Source organism: Mesorhizobium sp. M0491 (assembly GCF_040321265.1).
In the GTDB taxonomy this organism is placed as follows: Bacteria; Pseudomonadota; Alphaproteobacteria; order Rhizobiales; family Rhizobiaceae; genus Mesorhizobium.
In genome coordinates, this window is the sequence record NZ_JAMYRE010000003.1 from 218,501 (window position 1) to 234,496 (window position 15,996).

Genomic DNA, 15,996 nt, shown 5'->3' on the forward strand with positions numbered 1-15,996 from the left:
CTATGCGCCGGAGCCGGCAAACACGTGATGCATTCTCTTTGGCTTGCCCCATCGACGAAAACAGTTATCATGGTACCGGGCACCTAAACTTCCATGATGCATCCATGATGCACCCATCGGGGGGCAGATGTCGAATTCTGTTACCATACGAGTGCCCGCTCGCCTGCACCTTGGCTTCCTTGATCTCAATGGCGATGCCGGACGGCGGTTCGGCAGCGTCGGGCTTCCATTGAGCGAACCCGAAACCGTCGTCACCCTGTCGCGGTCCGGCGAGACCATCGTCGAAGACTCCGAGAGCACCCGCGCCAGCGAGCATCTGTCGACGCTCTGCAAGCATCTCGGCATTCGCGGCCAGCACCATCTGGTGGTCGAGCAGTCGATCCCCAGTCATGCGGGTCTGGGGTCCGGCACGCAGATCGCCCTTGCCGTCGCCTCGGCATTGCGCACTCTCCATAATTTGCCTCTGGATATCGTCGGCGACGCCAGCCTGCTCGAGCGGGGCGGCCGATCCGGCATCGGCATCGCAAGTTTCGAAGACGGCGGCGTCATAGTCGACGCCGGCAAGAACGACCGCGGCGGAACGCCTCCGGTCGTCGCGCGGCTGCCGTTTCCGGAAGAGTGGCGCGTCATCCTCATCCTCGACCATTCCGGGCATGGACTGCATGGCGCTGCCGAGGTCGCGGCGTTTCGTTCGCTGCCGCCATTCCCAACGGCAGGCAGCGGGGAGATCTGCCGGAGGGTGCTGATGGGCATTATGCCGGCTCTGGTCGAGCGGGACCTTCCGGCATTCGGCGCCGCCGTCACCGCGATACAGATGCTGATCGGCAGCCATTTCGCCCCGGCGCAGGGCGGCGTGTTCACCTCGAAGGGGGTCGAGATGGCGGCCCACCGGCTCAATGAAGCAGGCGCCGTCGGCATCGGCCAGAGTTCCTGGGGGCCGACAGGCTTTGCCTTCGCGCCATCGCATGACGCCGCACTCAAGTTCGTCGACGCGGTTCGGAAGACGAAAGTTGGAGACGGCCTTGAGATCAAGATCGTCAAGGGCAGGAACTCCGGCGCGAAGATCAGCTCAACCAGGCTGAATCTCGTCGGCAGCTGACGCTCCCGTTTCAGGCAGAAAGGCAAGAAATGGCCCGCAAACACATCCTGCACATGCTGACACCGTTGAAGCAGATGAGCCCCTTCGACGTGAATATGGCGCTCGACGCAGGTTTCGACGCCGTCGTCCCCTATGTCGATGTAAGCCTCGCCGAAGTGACAGGCCTGGTCCAGGACGCGATCTTTTCGCGCCCGCCGGATGCGGGTGTCGACACCGGCATCTTCATCGCCGGGAAGGATGCCTCGTTGGCGCTCGACATGTTCGACGCCGCGAAGAAGGCGATGGTGCCGCCTTTCCAGGTTTCGGTATTTGCCGATCCGGCCGGCTCGTTCACCACGGCCGCGGCGATGGTGGCCAAGGTCGAAAAGGCGCTGGAGAAGAAATTCCAGCGTGGGCTCAGGGATACGAGGGTGGCTGTTTTCGGCGCCACCGGCGTCGTCGGCTTCTGCACCGCCGTCATCGCGGCAGAGGAAGGTGCACGGGTCACACTTGTCGGCCATGACGGCATCGAAAGGGTCAAGCAGATCGCGGCCGAGATCGAAAGCAGATTCAACATCATCGTCGATGCCGCTGACGGATCGAGCGACGCCCGCAAGACAAAGCTGGTCGAGGCAAACGAAATTATCCTGGCTTGCGCTAAAGCCGGCGTCCAAGTGGTCTCCAAAGCCCAATTGAAAGGCAATGACCTGCTTATTGCGGCCGACGTCAATGCTGTTCCCCCGGCCGGCATCGAAGGATTGGCCGTCAATGCCAATGGTGATCCACTCGAAACGGCAAAAGCTGTCGGCATTGGTCCGCTTGCCATCGGCAATGTCAAATATAAGGTCGAATTCGGTCTCTTCAAAAGAATGATCGAATCCGAAAAGACGATCACGCTCGATTTTCAGGAAGCGTTTTCCCTTGCACGCGAGATTGCCAAGTAACGCCGGATCTCTTTTGATCGCGGCAATTTCAGGCCGGGCGCTGGCCGCCGCCGCGCGTCGCGCCGGCTATCGTCCGCTGGTCGCCGATTTCTTTTGCGATACGGACACCGTCGCGCTCGCAGAACGCGCGACGATATTGCCAGGCGACCTGCAGGGGGGCGTCGATGGCGAGCGCATCATCGACACGCTTCGGCGATTGGCTGGCGACGACCTCCCGGTCGCCATTATCCTGGGCTCTGGGTTTGAGCGGATGCCTGAGACCGTGGACAAGATCGCGCGACACTTTCCGCTCGCAGGCAATGGCGGCGGCGCGATCCGCAGGATCAAGGATCCGCAGTTGCTGGCTGATGATTGCGCCGAACTTGGCATCCCGCATCCGCAATTGCGATGGGACCAGCCGCCTGATCCGGAGAACTGGGTGGCCAAGACCGCGGGCGGCGCCGGTGGCGGGCACGTCAGACGAGCAACCGGAGAAAGCCCGACCGCCGGCCGCTACTTCCAGCGCTTCGTTGCCGGTCGCAGCATCTCGGCCCTGTTCGTCGGCAACGGGCAAACCGCGCACGTCGTGGGCTTCAGCCAACAATGGACGTCCCCCTCCCCGACAGCGCCCTATCGCTACGGCGGCGCCGTGCGGTTGAGACGCTTCGATCGCAGACAGGCGGCGCTCATCGGCGGTTGGCTCTCAAGTCTGACGCGGCGCGCCGGCCTGGTTGGATTGTGCAGCGCCGATCTCATCCGCGGGCCGGATGGCTACAAGTTCATCGAGATCAATCCGAGGCCAGGCGCCACCCTCGACATTTTCGACGATGTCGAAGCGCCATTGATCGAAGCGCATCTGCGCGCCGCGACGGGTCAGGTCTTCCGCTTGCCGCGCTTCGTCGATTCGATGGCGTCGATGGTGACTTACGCCGCGACGCCAATCACTCACTTTCCGTCGATCGCCTGGCCTGAATGGACAGCGGACCAGCAGTCGGCTGGCACCCGTCTGATTGCCGGCGACCCTGTCTGCACGGTCTTCGCGCGCGGTCCGAGCGTCCAATCGACCAAGCGGCTCATCAAGGGACAAGTCAGTCAATTGCAACTCCAATGGGAAGGAGACCGGACATGAAAGACGGTTCGGCATTCCTGAACGACAATGCACAGCGCATCGTTGACGGCATGATCGACGACGCCGAACGCCTGCGTATCGTCGTCTCCACGGGGCCATTGGGCGAGCGCCTGATCGATGCCGGCGCCAAGACCGTCGGCAGCGTCGAAGCCGGGCTGCGCATGGCTGAGGCTGCGATGGGCGGTCTCGGCAGCGTTTCGGTGTTCATGGATCGTGCGTCACAGCAATGGCCGTTCACCGTCGAAGCGCGATCTTCGCAGCCGGTGCTAGCCTGCCTGGGCAGCCAATATGCGGGCTGGAATCTATCTGGCCAGGACTATTTCGCCATGGGATCTGGGCCGGCGCGGGCGCTCGCCCGGGTCGAACCGCTGTTCGAAACACTTTCCTATCGCGACATCGCATCGTCCGCGGTGCTTATCCTGGAGACGGCCGAACCGCCTCCCCGCGCGATCGTTGAGAAAGTGGGCAAGGCAACTGGATTGGCGACGGAAAAGCTCACCTTCCTCTATGCGCCGACACAAAGCCTTGCCGGCGGCGTGCAGATCGTTGCGCGCGCGCTCGAGGTTGCCCTGCACAAGATCAACGATCTCAAATTCCCGCTGGAGAACGTTGTCGATGGCATCGGAACGGCTCCGATCCCCGCCCCCCATCCGGATTTCCTGACCGCCATGGGCCGAACCAACGATGCCATCATCTATGGCGGCAGCGTCCAGCTCTTCGTGAAAGGATCGGCGAAAGAAGCTGGCAAACTCGCGGAAAAACTCCCAAGCAGCGCCTCACGGGACTATGGCCAACCCTTCGCCGAGATCTTTGCGCGGTTCAAGGGCGATTTCTATGCCATCGACCCGCTGCTGTTCAGCCCGGCCGAAGTGATCGTGACAGCGATCGAAACCGGCGATACGTTTCGCGCCGGTCGGCGTGATCTGAAGATGCTCGAACGGAGTCTCGGCTAAGAGGATGGCGGTGCAAAGGGATTCGTCCGTCATTCGCCTGCCCGACGACTGCATTTCGTGCAGCCCCATCGCGGACGCGGCCATTGGGGCGTGGAATCGCTCGCGCCGCCGACATTCCCGTACCCGAGAGGCCACATGATCCCTCGCATCCTGATCGTCAGCGACAAAGTGGACACCGGCTCCAACGGCCTGGCGGCAGGGCTTGGTCGGCGAGGCGCCGCCGTTGCAGCCGTGCCGCTGGCGGCGATCGCATTCGACACCAGCAGCCCGAGCGGGCTTTCGATCCCTGGCTTCGGCGGCACGCTGCCCGACGCCGTGCTCGTCCGTTCGATCGCCGCCGGATCGTTCGAAGCGATTACCCGGCGCCTCGGCGTGCTGCACGCGTTAAGCAGACTGTCGGTTCCCGTGTGGAATTCCGCGCAGGCGATCGAGCGCTGCGTCGACAAGTCGATGACGACATTCCTCCTGAAAAATGCCGGCCTGCCTACGCCACGCACCTTTGCCGTAGAAGGACTTGCCGTCGCCGAGGAGATCGCGGCGCAAGAGCTTCCGCGGGGACCGCTGGTGCTGAAACCATTGTTCGGCGCGCAAGGCCGCGGGATAAAGCTGATCCGCGCGCTCTCGGACCTGCCGGCCGCAGAAGAGGTGAACAGCGTCTACTACCTTCAGCAATATGTGTCGCGTGCCGGTCCGCCTTTCCGGGATTTTCGCGTCTTTGTCTGCGCCGGCGAGACCGTGGCGATGATGAGCCGCATCAGCGACGACTGGATCACGAACGTCAACAGGGGCGGCGTGCCGGAACAGGTTTCCGAACATGGCAAGGCGGAACTGGCCTCGCTGGCTGTCGCCGCGTCAGCCGCGGTCGGCGCGGATTTTGCCGGCGTGGACATCGTGCGGGCTGACGACGGCAATCTGCTCATACTCGAAGTGAACAGCATGCCCGCCTGGTCGGGATTGCAATCGGTGGTCGCCGTGAACATCGCCGAAGCAATCGCCGATGCCTTGCTGAAACTCCTGGCCGACCGCGCCGAAGCGGCCGCCGCGCCGCGGCCCTACCGTTTCGCCGCGCCTGCGAATTCGTGAGGGCCGCTAGGTTGGCGCTATCGCGTGAACGCCTCCGGGCCAGCTACAAGGATGCCTGCAGGATGGAGATCGAAGCCCTCAAACCGGGCAACGTCCATCTGTTCGCCGACGGACACGGCATGTCGGCCGCTCAATTCATGATGAGTGCGGAGGTTTCTTCCGGGCCGCTGACCGATCCTCGTCTGCCGGTCGGACAGCGCATGCTGGAGGCGGTGCGCGCGACCCGACTGGCGGTCGCAACCAATACCAATCTCGGAATCATCCTTCTGACAGGGCCACTGATATGCGCCGCCGAAATGAGCGGTGACAGACTGCAGGACAATCTCGACTCGCTGCTTCGGGCTTTGAGCGTGCAGGATACCAAGGCGGTGTTCGAGGCGATCGTCACGGCCGCGCCAGGCGGCCTCGGAGAAGCCGCCAACGATGTGCGGCAGGAGCCGAAGATCCATTTGCTGGACGCGATGCGGGAGGCCACCGACCGGGACATGATCGCCCGCCAGTACGGCAGCTGTTTCGGCGACGTGTTCGGGGTCGGGCTCGCGGCGCTGGATGGAGCGTTGGCACGTGGAGAAACCGGCATGTGGCCGACGGTATTCGTCTACATGGCGTTTTTCGCCGACTTCCCCGACAGCCATGTGATGCGCAAGCACGGCGTTGACGTCGCAAATCAGGCGCGGCAGGAAGCCGTTGCCGTTCAGGCGGCGCTCCATGCGGAGGGCGACGAACCGTCGCGCATTCGCCTGCTCATGGAGTTCGACCGCCGGTTAAAGACCGACAACATCAACCCCGGCACCTCGGCCGACCTCACCGTGGCTACTCTTTTAGTCCACACCCTCGCCCTCACCTTGCATAATCGCGGCGTTGGTGCTTGACTTCCAAAAGTGGAAGCTGTGCTTCCGCGGCTATCTAGCCAACCGGTCCGGGCAAATCCGGACGCTGCCAACAAGGATAGCTGTCCATCGAGCGCCTGCTCGGTTGCAGCGTCCGTGGACACCATAATTGTGTCTTGGAGGAAATTGGCATGGCAAAAATCTCAAAGGTTATGGTCGGTGAATCGCTGGTGGGAGACGGCAACGAAGTCGCGCATGTCGACCTGCTCATCGGCCCGCGGGGGAGCGCGGTCGAAACGGCATTCTGCAACGCGCTTACCAACAACAAGGACGGCTTTACTTCGCTTTTGGCGGTGATCGCGCCCAATCTTCAATGCAAACCCAACACCGTGATGTTCAACAAGGTCACGATCAAGGGCGCCAAGCAGGCGGTCCAGATGTTCGGCCCGGCGCAGCACGCCGTGGCAAAGGCCGTGCAGGACAGCGTTGCGGACGGGACCATTCCGGCCAACGAAGCGGACGACGTGTTCATCTGCGTTGGGGTATTCATCCATTGGGACGCGGCGGACGACGCCAAGATCCAGAAATACAATTACGAGGCGACAAAGGAAGCTATCCAGCGCGCCGTTGCAGGAACCCCGACCGCCGCCGAAGCAACGGCCCAGCGCGACAAGGTCAAGCATCCGTTCGCAGCCTAGACAAGAGACAGCCCCGCACAGGAAAAACCCTCTTCTGAGACGGATGGTCTGTTGCGCCGGCTGAAAAAGGTTCTGGGCTTTTGAAACGTCAACTCCCGAAGGGCGCTCGCCCTTCGGGAGTTGACGAGCGACGATTGTCAGGCGCCGAGTGACGCGAGGCGGCCGGGGGTGAGCGTAGCGTTGTGCAATGAGGTTGCGACCAGCGCCGCGGCGACACCCATCGCGGACAAGGCGCTGATGTCGGTCTCATCTCGGACGCCGCCGGCCGCGATGACGGCGCGATTTCCGGCCTTGGCCTTGACCTCCTGCAACCGCCCGAAGTCGGGACCGGCGGCCGCACCGACCTTGGCCAGCGTCATGACAATCACCTTTTGCGGCCAAAGCTCGGGCTCATCGAGAAGAGAACGCGGTCCGCAAAAACTATCGCCGACGAAATCAAGGGACAGGATGAGATCGGGATGATCGCGAAAACGCCGCAGCAACATGTCGTCCCGCTGCGATTCAGTGCCCAGAACAGGAGACAGCGAGCGTTCGGCAAGCGCCGCCAAAAGTGTCTTTTCGTCGGCCACACCGGCATCGACCCAAAGTTCCGGCGGCTCCGCCATCGTCCTCAGCCGGGCGAGTGCGTCGCTGTTTGGCACACCGCCTTCGATAGCGTCCAGATCCGCGATGTAGAAGGTCGAAAAAGGATAAAGCCCACGCAGTCCTTCAGCGACCGCGACGACATCAGGGCTTCGGCTGAGCGGCGTAACGATCGGCCTGTAGCGATCGCGTTTTCCCTGCTGGGCGCGAACCACCACGCCGTCTTTCAGGTCGAGAACCGGAATGATACGCAACGCTTTTTTCACCGACCAATTGCCCCCGTCATGAAAGCTTGAAGCGTGGAAAAAAGAAAGGGCATCATTGCCGGTTTCGACATTGGCGGCGCACATCTGAAGGTGACCCGCGCACAAGACGGTCGCATCGTCGAGGCGGTAACGATCGCAACGCCGCTCTGGCAAGGGCTGCACAAGCTGGCTTCAGCCCTCGACGAAACGGCTCCGATCTACGCGGGTGCGGATCTCAACGCATTCACCATGACAGGCGAACTGTCGGACATCTTTCCGTCTCGCGATGTCGGCGTAGCGGCTCTGCTGGGTCAGATTTCCACCCATTTCCCCACAGACAAAAAGCTGGTCTATGCCGGACCATCCGGTTTCGTCGGGGTCGAGCGGGCAGCGCAGCTAGGCGCCGATGTGGCTTCCGCCAATTGGCACGCGACAGCCTTGTTGGTGGCAAAACTTGCCGGCGATGCCCTGTTCGTCGACATGGGCTCCACCACCACCGATATCATCGCCATCAAGAACGGCGCCGTGGCCAATGACGGCTACACCGACGCCGGACGGCTTCTAACCGGCGAATTGGTCTATACCGGCTTTACCAGAACATTCCTGTTCGGCGTAGCCTCGTCGGCTCCCGTCCGTGGCAGGCTAACGCCGCTGATGAACGAGTATTTCGCCTCAATCGCCGACGCTCACCGCATCCTGGGCGTGCTCGACGAGGACGACGACAGGCACCCTCCCGCCGACGGCAAGGAAAAGACCGTGGATGGCTCGATCGCGCGGCTGGCGCGCATGGTCGGGCGCGACGCCACTGACCTTACCCCGCCGGAATGGGGTGAAGTCGCGCGCTGGTTCAGCGAGCAGCAACTGCGCAAAGTGCACGATGCAGCGTCGCTGGTTGCCGGAACCCTGCCTCGGGATGTCCCGATCGTCGGCGCCGGAATCGGCCGCTGGCAGATCAGGCGACTGGCAGAACGCATGGAACGCAGTTACATTGATTTCGCCGACATCATCCCCGCTGATGACACCATTCGCGGGCAAGCGAGCAGCGCGGCACCCGCGTCCGCGGTGGCGCTTTTGGCGGGATATCCTTCGTAAGCAGGTTGCGGCGCCCGCGCCTATGCTCGCGCGTCCTCGCTACCGGAACTTTTGGCGGTCAAGTGATCGCTGACACGCTGCATCAGCCAGCCCCAGGCTTCCTTTTCACCGTCGCCTGCTGTCTTTTCGATGGCGATCGAAAGGTAGGCGATTTCCGCCTCGATCTTGTCGCGCGGCAGCATGCCGAGCCGGCTGACCAGGATGGCCAGCTCAAGCACCGCCGCCTTGGCTCGGTTGAGGCCGGTGAACGGCGCAAGCGCTTCCTCCCGCACCACGCGGCAGAAATGGCGGGGGCGCACGCCATTGTCATCGACTGCCTGGACTTGGAGCCCCGAATACGCCAGCGCCGCCTCGAGCCTCGGCACCGGAAACCCGTCAACCGGAACGATTGGCCAATGCTTGCGGCCTGTCAGGCAGCCGGCAAAGACACGCACGTCGTCGGTATAATTGGCGATGGCGAACGGCACTTCGGCGAGATTGTCGAGCGTGACCGACGGCCGGAACGGCGCAATCACCCAGCCGTCATTCTCGGCAATGATGCCGATCGGCGCGATGTGGACGTTGCCTGCCTTGTTGACCGTCGTGATGATCGATTCGCGGATGTAGGGCATGGTCCTAGCGCTCTTTCCTTGCGCGGAGCGTCTTGCCCGGCTCGGCAAGACGGGTACGGTCGGTTTCGGGAGCCGGCGCGGCAACGCCCCATGCGAGCGGCTCGTCCTGCACATAACGCTTGCCGAGGCGCCACGCGATCTCGGCCTTCATCAGTTCCGCGCCGAGGTAAAAAGCGTGTGCGCCATCGGCGTTGACGTCCAGCCCGGCAAAAAGTTCGAACGCATCCGTGGCAACTGCATGCCCTTTGCTATTGAAAACATGGATGCCGTCCTCCGCTACCGCGATCCGGAAGTTGGCATCGCGCACCTGGACCGCCAATGCCTCGATATCGTCGGTTGAGGCTGTGAAAGGCTTGCGATCGTGGACCTGCAACAGGCCTGGGTGATAGCCGCGCGGCAAGGCGCCGTCCGTGCAAGCAGCCAACATGACGCGGCGGGCGATATCGTGCTCCTCGATCGTCCGCACCGTGTGTGGGCTGACATGCACCGCCAGCACGTTTCGGATCCGGAGTTCCGAGCAGAGTCCCGCTAGAACGGCCGTAACACCAGAACTGTCCGCGTCGGTCAATTCGGTGAGATTGCCGGTGCCCATCAGCAATTCGACGTCCGGCCAGCGGCGCCGCGCCTCGATGAAGCGCCCGAGTGAAACGGCGAAGCCGAAATGGATCGGGTCGAGCACGGGATCGGCAATGAAGGCGATACCGGCCTTTTGCGCGGCTTCGATGGCCCGGCCGAGCGAATCCAGATCGCCAGGCGTGGAAGGTATCAACACTGCCGTAGCCCTATGATCGAAGATCAACGGCAGCGTGTTCTCATCGAGGCTGAGAAGATAGTCCGCGCCGGCGCGTGCCCCGATCGTCAGTTCGTCCACGCTGGCCGAATCGACGCTGACCATAAATCCCCGTGCCTTGAGCGCTCGCACAGCCTCCGCCAGCAATGGAAACGGCGTCTCCGGCAGGCAGCCCAGATCGATGACATCGGCGCCGGCCGCAGCTAGCATCGAGGCCCTCGCCATCAGTGCCTCGACCGACAGCATCGGCGCATCGACGATCTCGGCGAAGATGCGCATATCGTGACGCGTCAGATCCGGCGGTTTGCCCGCCCGGCCAAGGAAGGCCGGAAGGTCGGCGATCTCGTCGGGGCCGCGCACAAAAGGCACGCCGAAATGCTCCGACAGGTGCTCGATGTTTCCCCGATAGCGTCCGGGTAGGATGACGCGGTCGGCGTCTCCTGTCAGAGTGAGCCGACGCTTCACAATGTCCTCGCTCATCAGCGCGGCGACCTTGACGCCGACGTCGACGATTTCCCACGCGAATTCGGTTCTGCCCAGTCCGGCCAGCAGCCGTTCCAGCCGCGCCTTGGCCAGATGGCCGGTAAGAAAAACCAGCCGCTCAGCCATCGCTTGCGAGTTCGGCCTGTCGCCGTGTGAGCGAGGCTTCGAGATCAGCGAGCGACTCGACCACCTGGGTCCGCTCGAAACTCTTCAACTGCTCGGTATTTTCCAGATCGATCCTGCGCGGATAGACCTTGACCAGCCCGTGCGGTGCCTGGGTTTCGAGTTCCGGTGCGGTGTCGCAAGCAAAGACGATGGCTGGCACACGGCACTTTCCCGCTTGGGCAAAGACATTGGTGGCGAGCGTGTCGGAAATGCCATGCACGCATTTGGCGACCGTGTTGGACGTGGCCGGCGCCACCACGACCGTGTGATAGACACCGTGGTAGAATTCGCCGACCGGGATCGCGCTCGCGGTCTTGTCGTGCAGCACGCGCGTCGTCTCCGGGAAATCAAGTTTAAGCTTGTACATGCGCAGCACTTCGTTGGCGGCCTTTGACACGAAGACATCGCAGTGTTCGAGTTGGCGAACAAGTGCGAAGCTCTCCGTAAAAAAATGCCCGGAACCCGTCAAAACCCACGCCCAGCGCGGCACATGCAGCTTCACCATCGGCTATCCCGCCTTCTTTGCCGACGACCCTGTTGAAGCCACGATCCTGATGCCGGGCAGCTTGCCCAACGCGAGCATCGCGCCGGCCTCGGCAGCATCCTTCGGACCGGCGAGATGGAAATCGACGCCGTCAGGCAGCATGGCGGCAAAGCCTGGGTCGACAATGCCTCGGGTCCTCAGGCTGTCAGCGGTATCGCCGTCGAAGAATGCACCGGTCTGTTTGATAAGCAACAGCGCGTCTGCGCCAAGCTTGCCGGCAAGCCAGGCGGCCAGAGAATCGGAGGTAATGTCCCAGGAGGCCGGAACATCCAGCGCCGGCAGTGCCAGTGAGGACGGCAGCCACACCGGAACCTTCCCCGCCTCCAAGGCTCGCCCGATCTCATCCAGCGACCGCGCCGGCGTCAGCCTTTCGTCCCGGTCGAGGATGACATGGCCGAACTGTTCCATGGCCAGGATCGCCATGGCATGTGCGGCGGTGTCGGAAAAATCCATGCGGGTCTGCGTTTCGCGCACATGATCGGCAAAGAGCCCGCCGCCGGGCACGATGACGATCGGCAGCCTGGAACCCGCCAGCGCTGCGATCCAGCTCTTCATCTCCGCCGCATGGGCCGTGCTGCCGCCAAGCTTGACGATGGCCCTTCGGAGCATTTCGGGGCGTTCCTGGCGCGGTCGGAAAACAACGCTTCGGTCTTTTCGGCCAGCAGTGCCGGAGGCAGCACCGCGTCCCGCCGATTGGCGCTTGCGTTCGATCTCGACGCCGACGCCGCCAGGGCCGAGCTCGAGCTTTTCCACCCTTACCGTGACGCGCACGACACGCTGGTTCTCCAGGACGTGCGCCGCCACCTGCTCGGCCAAAGCCTCGCTGAGCTGGATATGGCCTCGCGCGACGATGGTGCGAATGCCGTCCATGATGATGTCATAAGAGAATACATGGCGCATGTCCTCGGGATGGTCGGTGATTTGCAGCACGTCGGCGGTCACATCAAAGCGCACTTTTTGAGTATGGCCATGCTCGAAGCTGTAGGCACCGATCTGGACCGGCAGAACAAAATCCCGCACAAAAATCCTGTCCGTGCCCAGTGTCGGGTCGGTGTCCGGCGAATAGCCTCTCGCCGCCAACAGGCGATAGTCGATACTCGATTGACCGCCGGTCCCGGATTCCGCCGGGATCAACTCTCGAATCTGCGAGACCGCCTCGGCGCTGATCGAACTCGTGCGACCGGAATGGCCACACAGCGCCCCCCGAAAGCCGAGAAAATCGGGAGCGAAAGGCAAGAGGCGCGGAACATCCGGAGCTTCCAGCGATCCACTCAGGCCGACCATCAGACCGAGCGATTTCGTGCGATCGACGAATCCCGGAATACGCTCCGGCGGCAGATGATTGAGCAGCCGGCCCTTCCCCTTTTGCGCGGTATCAACCATCACGCCATGGAAGCGATGCCTGGCGAATATCGGCAGAAGTTCGAAGTCCGGCGCCAGATCGGCAAACAGCACGGCAATCAGCTTCGTTCGTGCGGCGAGCGGTTCGAGCGCCTGTGCGCAGGCAGAGATATTTGCCGAAGGGAAAAATCCGATCTTCACATAGTCGACGCCGGTCGCCGCGATCTCTTCGGCCTTGATGCGGATCGCTTCGGGCTCCATCGGCAGGTCGCCGCAGACCGCGCTGACCGGAGCCCGACCAGCGATGAACGAAATCGTTCGGCGCATGGTTTCCGTGGACACCGCGCCCAGGGCTCCCGCCTTCGGGTCCTTCAGGTCGACGATGTCGACACCTCCAGAAAGAGCGATCTCCCCCTCTTCGATGCCGGTGACGCTTGCCAGCATTCTGGTCATTTGAACAGTTTCTCCAGCTTGGAGGACAAGACGTTTTTATAAAGGCGGTCGATGCCCCTGCGCCACGTCTCGTCGGTGTTGCCACGCGAATCAACGCTGGCGACTTTCCGCACCGTTCTGGCAGGCGCGAAAAGTCGTCCGATAGGGTTTGATAAATTTTGCGGGTCGGCTAAGTTGATCATGGGCACCTTGACTTGGCGCGGGTCCGGCAACAGTCGAACCTTTGCGCAAGAATGGGTAATTACTATCGATGACGAGCGCGGTGCCAGGCACTCTCGCTGCCTTTTTGTGCTTTTTTTCCCTGACCGTCAACGTTTCCGACGCGACAGGCCAGGAAACGGTGGCGAAGCCGGAAAAAAAGACAACTGAAATCAAAATAGGCTATTTGCGGGCCTACGCACCGCGATTGACGCTTTCCATGCTCGACCTGCCGCCACGTGACGAAGGTGTCGCCGGCGCCGAGGTGGCGATCGGCGACAACAATACGACGGGAAAGTTCACCAACCAGAAATTCAGCCTCGACGTGACCGAGATCAAACCCGAAGGCGACGCGGTTCGGGCGTTCGAGGACATGATCGCCAAAGGCGACCGCTATGTGGTCGCCGATCTTTCAGCCAAACAATTGCTGTCGATCGCCGACATCGCCCGCGAAAAAGGCGTGCTGATCTTCAACGTCGGCGCGACCGACGACAGCCTTCGCGAGGAGGACTGCCGCATCAACGTTTTCCATATCGCGCCGACGCGCAGCATGCTGGCCGATGCGCTGGCGCAGTATCTCATGGTAAAGAAGTGGCCGAATTGGGTGCTGCTCTATGGATCGCATAAGCAGGATCATCTCTACGCCGATGCGTTGCGCCGCGCGGCAACCCGCTTCGGCGGCCAGATCGTCGCCGAGAAGGAATTCAAGGATACCGGCACAGCCAGGCGCACCGACACCGGCGCCACGCAGATACAGCAGCAGATTTCCGTGTTCACGCAAGATCTCCCGGAGCATGACGTGGTGCTTGTCGCCGACGAAAGCGAGGTTTTCGGGACCTACGTGCCCTATCGCACCTGGACGCCGCGGCTGGTCGCCGGCACGGCCGGTCTGGTTGCATCGTCGTGGCATCCCGCCAGCGAACAATGGGGCGGCATCCAGATGCAGAGCCGCTTCCTGAAGACGACGAGCCGGCGGATGCTCTCCAAGGACATGTCGGCCTGGACGGCGGTGCGTGCCGTCGGCGAGGCCACCACGCGCACCAAGGGCGACGATGCGAAAAAGATCAGCGACTACATGCGCTCTGACGATTTTTCGGTTGCTGCTTTCAAGGGGCAGAAGCTGACCTTCCGCAAATGGAACCTCCAGCTTCGCCAGCCGATCCTGCTTGGCGACACCAAGTCCGTCGTCTCGACATCGCCACAAGAGGGCTATCTTCACCAGGTCTCCGAACTCGACACGCTCGGTGTCGATCAGCCGGAAACGAAATGCGCTCTCAAGTAGAGTCAATCGGGAGGAATTTGCGTGCAGAAACGAGCTTGCGCATTCGCCATTCTCGCGGCCGGCCTGACGGCCAGTCCGGCATCGGCCTATACGGCCTACGTTTCCAACGAGAAGGACAACACGATGACCGTCGTCGACACGGCGACGATGCAGGTGGTGAAGACAGTTGAAGTCGGCCAGAGACCTCGCGGCATCACCATCTCGCATGACGGCAAATTCGTCTACCTATGCGCCAGCGATGACGATACGGTCCAGATCATCGATACCGCGACGCTTGAAATCGTCGGTACGCTGCCATCCGGCCCCGATCCCGAATTGTTCGTGCTCTCGCCGGACGGCAAGACGCTTTATGTCGCCAATGAGGACGATAATCTCGTCACCGCCATCGACGTCGAAAGCAAGCAAGTCCTGGCCGAGATTCCGGTCGGCGTGGAACCGGAAGGCATGGGTGTCAGCCCCGATGGCAAGACCATGGTCAACACCTCGGAAACCACCAGCATGGCGCATTTCATCGACACCGGCACGCATGAGGTGACCGACAACGTGCTGGTCGACACGCGCCCGCGCTTCGCCGACTTCAAGCCCGACGGCACGCAGGTCTGGGTCAGCGCCGAGGTTGGCGGCACCGTCAGCGTCATCGACAACGCCAAACGCGAAGTGGTGAAGAAGATCCAGTTCGCGATTCAGGGACTGCGGGCCGAAACCATCCAGCCGGTAGGCATCGCCATCGGTGCCGATGGCAAGAAAGCCTATGTCGCGCTCGGCCCGGCGAACCATGTCGCGGTGATCAATACCGATACCTACGAGGTGGAGAAATACATCCTCGTCGGCCAGCGCGTCTGGCATCTGGCCTTCACGCCCGACCAGAAAACGCTAATCACCACGAATGGCAATTCCAACGATATCACCTTCATCGACACGGCCACCGACGAGCCGGTCCAATCGCTCACCGTGGGCCAGCAGCCCTGGGGTGTGGTCATTTCGCCCAAATAGCAGACATTGATCATCGGGAGGCTCAAGACATGAAACTTTGCCGCAGGTTTTTCTTCGCCGCGCTCGCCGGATTTGTCCTTGCTCCGATCGGAGCAAGCGCCGACGACGCAACGCCAAAACCGTCGCGTGCCAGCAAGAACCTGCCGGAATTGATTATCGGTTCGGCCGATTCCACCTATGCCGTCAATCAGAAGGACTTCGAGCTGATCGCCGGCCAGGGGTATCGCTGGAAGATCACCTCCAAAGGCGGCTTCGAATACAAGTTCGTGACCGACCTCTTCCGCAATGTCTGGATGGACCAGATCGTCATCAACGATTTGGAAGTGCATATGGACGGCGGACCAGCCTGGCTGGAATTCGACGATGCGGGAACGATCCAGGTGCAGTTCCATACCGTTCGCCCGGGCGAATATACCTGGTCGGTTCCCGACCTTGCCGACAAGGGACTGAAGGGCAAGATTACGATCAAGTGAGACAAAGGCGACCAGGGCGCCAGATAGCCAACGCGTCCTGAAGGAGCGAC

General features: G+C 62.0%; 16 protein-coding genes. 11 read left to right on the forward strand and 5 right to left on the reverse strand.

Annotated elements, in window-relative coordinates; all coding sequences use genetic code 11:
* The first annotated feature begins 127 nt into the window (after positions 1–127).
* The 7 genes from NKI69_RS04970 (at position 128) to fae (ending at position 6,694) form a co-directional block, all read left to right on the forward strand.
* Positions 128–1,099: a beta-ribofuranosylaminobenzene 5'-phosphate synthase family protein gene (locus NKI69_RS04970; RefSeq protein WP_128303333.1), complete on the forward strand. Its 972-nt coding sequence runs from the start codon at positions 128–130 to the stop codon at positions 1,097–1,099.
* Positions 1,100–1,128: 29 nt separating this feature from the next.
* On the forward strand, positions 1,129–2,022 hold the full coding sequence (locus NKI69_RS04975) for an NAD(P)-dependent methylenetetrahydromethanopterin dehydrogenase (protein WP_023810423.1): 894 nt from the start codon (positions 1,129–1,131) through the stop codon (positions 2,020–2,022).
* Positions 2,023–2,035: 13 nt separating this feature from the next.
* Positions 2,036–3,130 carry an ATP-grasp domain-containing protein gene (locus NKI69_RS04980; protein WP_128303332.1) on the forward strand — a complete coding sequence of 365 codons (1,095 nt, stop codon included), beginning with the start codon at positions 2,036–2,038 and terminating at the stop codon, positions 3,128–3,130.
* Positions 3,127–4,083, forward strand: coding sequence for a methenyltetrahydromethanopterin cyclohydrolase (gene mch / locus NKI69_RS04985; protein ID WP_128303331.1), 957 nt, complete (start codon positions 3,127–3,129; stop codon positions 4,081–4,083). Before NKI69_RS04980 ends, mch begins: the two co-directional genes overlap by 4 nt.
* A 135-nt stretch (positions 4,084–4,218) precedes the next feature.
* Positions 4,219–5,166, forward strand: coding sequence for an ATP-grasp domain-containing protein (locus tag NKI69_RS04990; protein ID WP_352720299.1), 948 nt, complete (start codon positions 4,219–4,221; stop codon positions 5,164–5,166).
* Entirely contained in the window at positions 5,163–6,038 is an 876-nt protein-coding gene (locus NKI69_RS04995) for a triphosphoribosyl-dephospho-CoA synthase (RefSeq protein ID WP_352720301.1), read from the forward strand. Before NKI69_RS04990 ends, NKI69_RS04995 begins: the two co-directional genes overlap by 4 nt.
* Positions 6,039–6,187: 149 nt before the next feature.
* Positions 6,188–6,694: a formaldehyde-activating enzyme gene (gene fae, locus NKI69_RS05000; RefSeq protein WP_013532036.1), complete on the forward strand. Its 507-nt coding sequence runs from the start codon at positions 6,188–6,190 to the stop codon at positions 6,692–6,694.
* A gap of 137 nt (positions 6,695–6,831) precedes the next feature.
* Here fae and NKI69_RS05005 read toward each other — a convergent pair whose 3' ends face one another.
* On the reverse strand, positions 6,832–7,542 hold the full coding sequence (locus NKI69_RS05005) for a HisA/HisF-related TIM barrel protein (RefSeq protein ID WP_352720303.1): 711 nt from the start codon (positions 7,540–7,542) through the stop codon (positions 6,832–6,834).
* 33 nt (positions 7,543–7,575) lie between these two features.
* Between NKI69_RS05005 and NKI69_RS05010 the strand changes: the two genes are divergently transcribed.
* Positions 7,576–8,613 carry a hydantoinase/oxoprolinase family protein gene (locus NKI69_RS05010; RefSeq protein ID WP_023810417.1) on the forward strand — a complete coding sequence of 346 codons (1,038 nt, stop codon included), beginning with the start codon at positions 7,576–7,578 and terminating at the stop codon, positions 8,611–8,613.
* Between the two features lie 20 nt (positions 8,614–8,633).
* On the opposite strand, the gene NKI69_RS05015 is transcribed toward NKI69_RS05010, so the two are convergent.
* The 4 genes from NKI69_RS05015 to NKI69_RS05030 are packed head-to-tail and all read right to left on the reverse strand — an operon-like array spanning position 8,634 to position 13,000.
* Positions 8,634–9,224 carry a DUF447 domain-containing protein gene (locus NKI69_RS05015; protein WP_023810416.1) on the reverse strand — a complete coding sequence of 197 codons (591 nt, stop codon included), beginning with the start codon at positions 9,222–9,224 and terminating at the stop codon, positions 8,634–8,636.
* A 4-nt stretch (positions 9,225–9,228) separates the two neighbouring features.
* On the reverse strand, positions 9,229–10,623 hold the full coding sequence (locus tag NKI69_RS05020) for a DUF6513 domain-containing protein (RefSeq protein WP_352440194.1): 1,395 nt from the start codon (positions 10,621–10,623) through the stop codon (positions 9,229–9,231).
* Positions 10,616–11,167 (reverse strand): flavoprotein, encoded by a 552-nt coding sequence (locus tag NKI69_RS05025; RefSeq protein ID WP_023810415.1) that lies wholly within the window; start codon positions 11,165–11,167, stop codon positions 10,616–10,618. Before NKI69_RS05025 ends, NKI69_RS05020 begins: the two co-directional genes overlap by 8 nt.
* A 3-nt stretch (positions 11,168–11,170) precedes the next feature.
* On the reverse strand, positions 11,171–13,000 hold the full coding sequence (locus NKI69_RS05030) for a (5-formylfuran-3-yl)methyl phosphate synthase (RefSeq protein WP_352720307.1): 1,830 nt from the start codon (positions 12,998–13,000) through the stop codon (positions 11,171–11,173).
* Between the two features lie 250 nt (positions 13,001–13,250).
* Between NKI69_RS05030 and NKI69_RS05035 the strand changes: the two genes are divergently transcribed.
* From NKI69_RS05035 to NKI69_RS05045, 3 genes are read left to right on the forward strand one after another with little or no spacing between them, the layout of a single operon-like run.
* Positions 13,251–14,480 carry a lanthanide ABC transporter ABC transporter substrate-binding protein PedA1 gene (locus NKI69_RS05035; protein WP_128303322.1) on the forward strand — a complete coding sequence of 410 codons (1,230 nt, stop codon included), beginning with the start codon at positions 13,251–13,253 and terminating at the stop codon, positions 14,478–14,480.
* Between the two features lie 21 nt (positions 14,481–14,501).
* Entirely contained in the window at positions 14,502–15,473 is a 972-nt protein-coding gene (locus NKI69_RS05040) for a YVTN family beta-propeller repeat protein (protein ID WP_352720309.1), read from the forward strand.
* A gap of 29 nt (positions 15,474–15,502) precedes the next feature.
* On the forward strand, positions 15,503–15,946 hold the full coding sequence (locus NKI69_RS05045) for a hypothetical protein (RefSeq protein WP_023810411.1): 444 nt from the start codon (positions 15,503–15,505) through the stop codon (positions 15,944–15,946).
* Positions 15,947–15,996 lie beyond the last annotated feature (50 nt).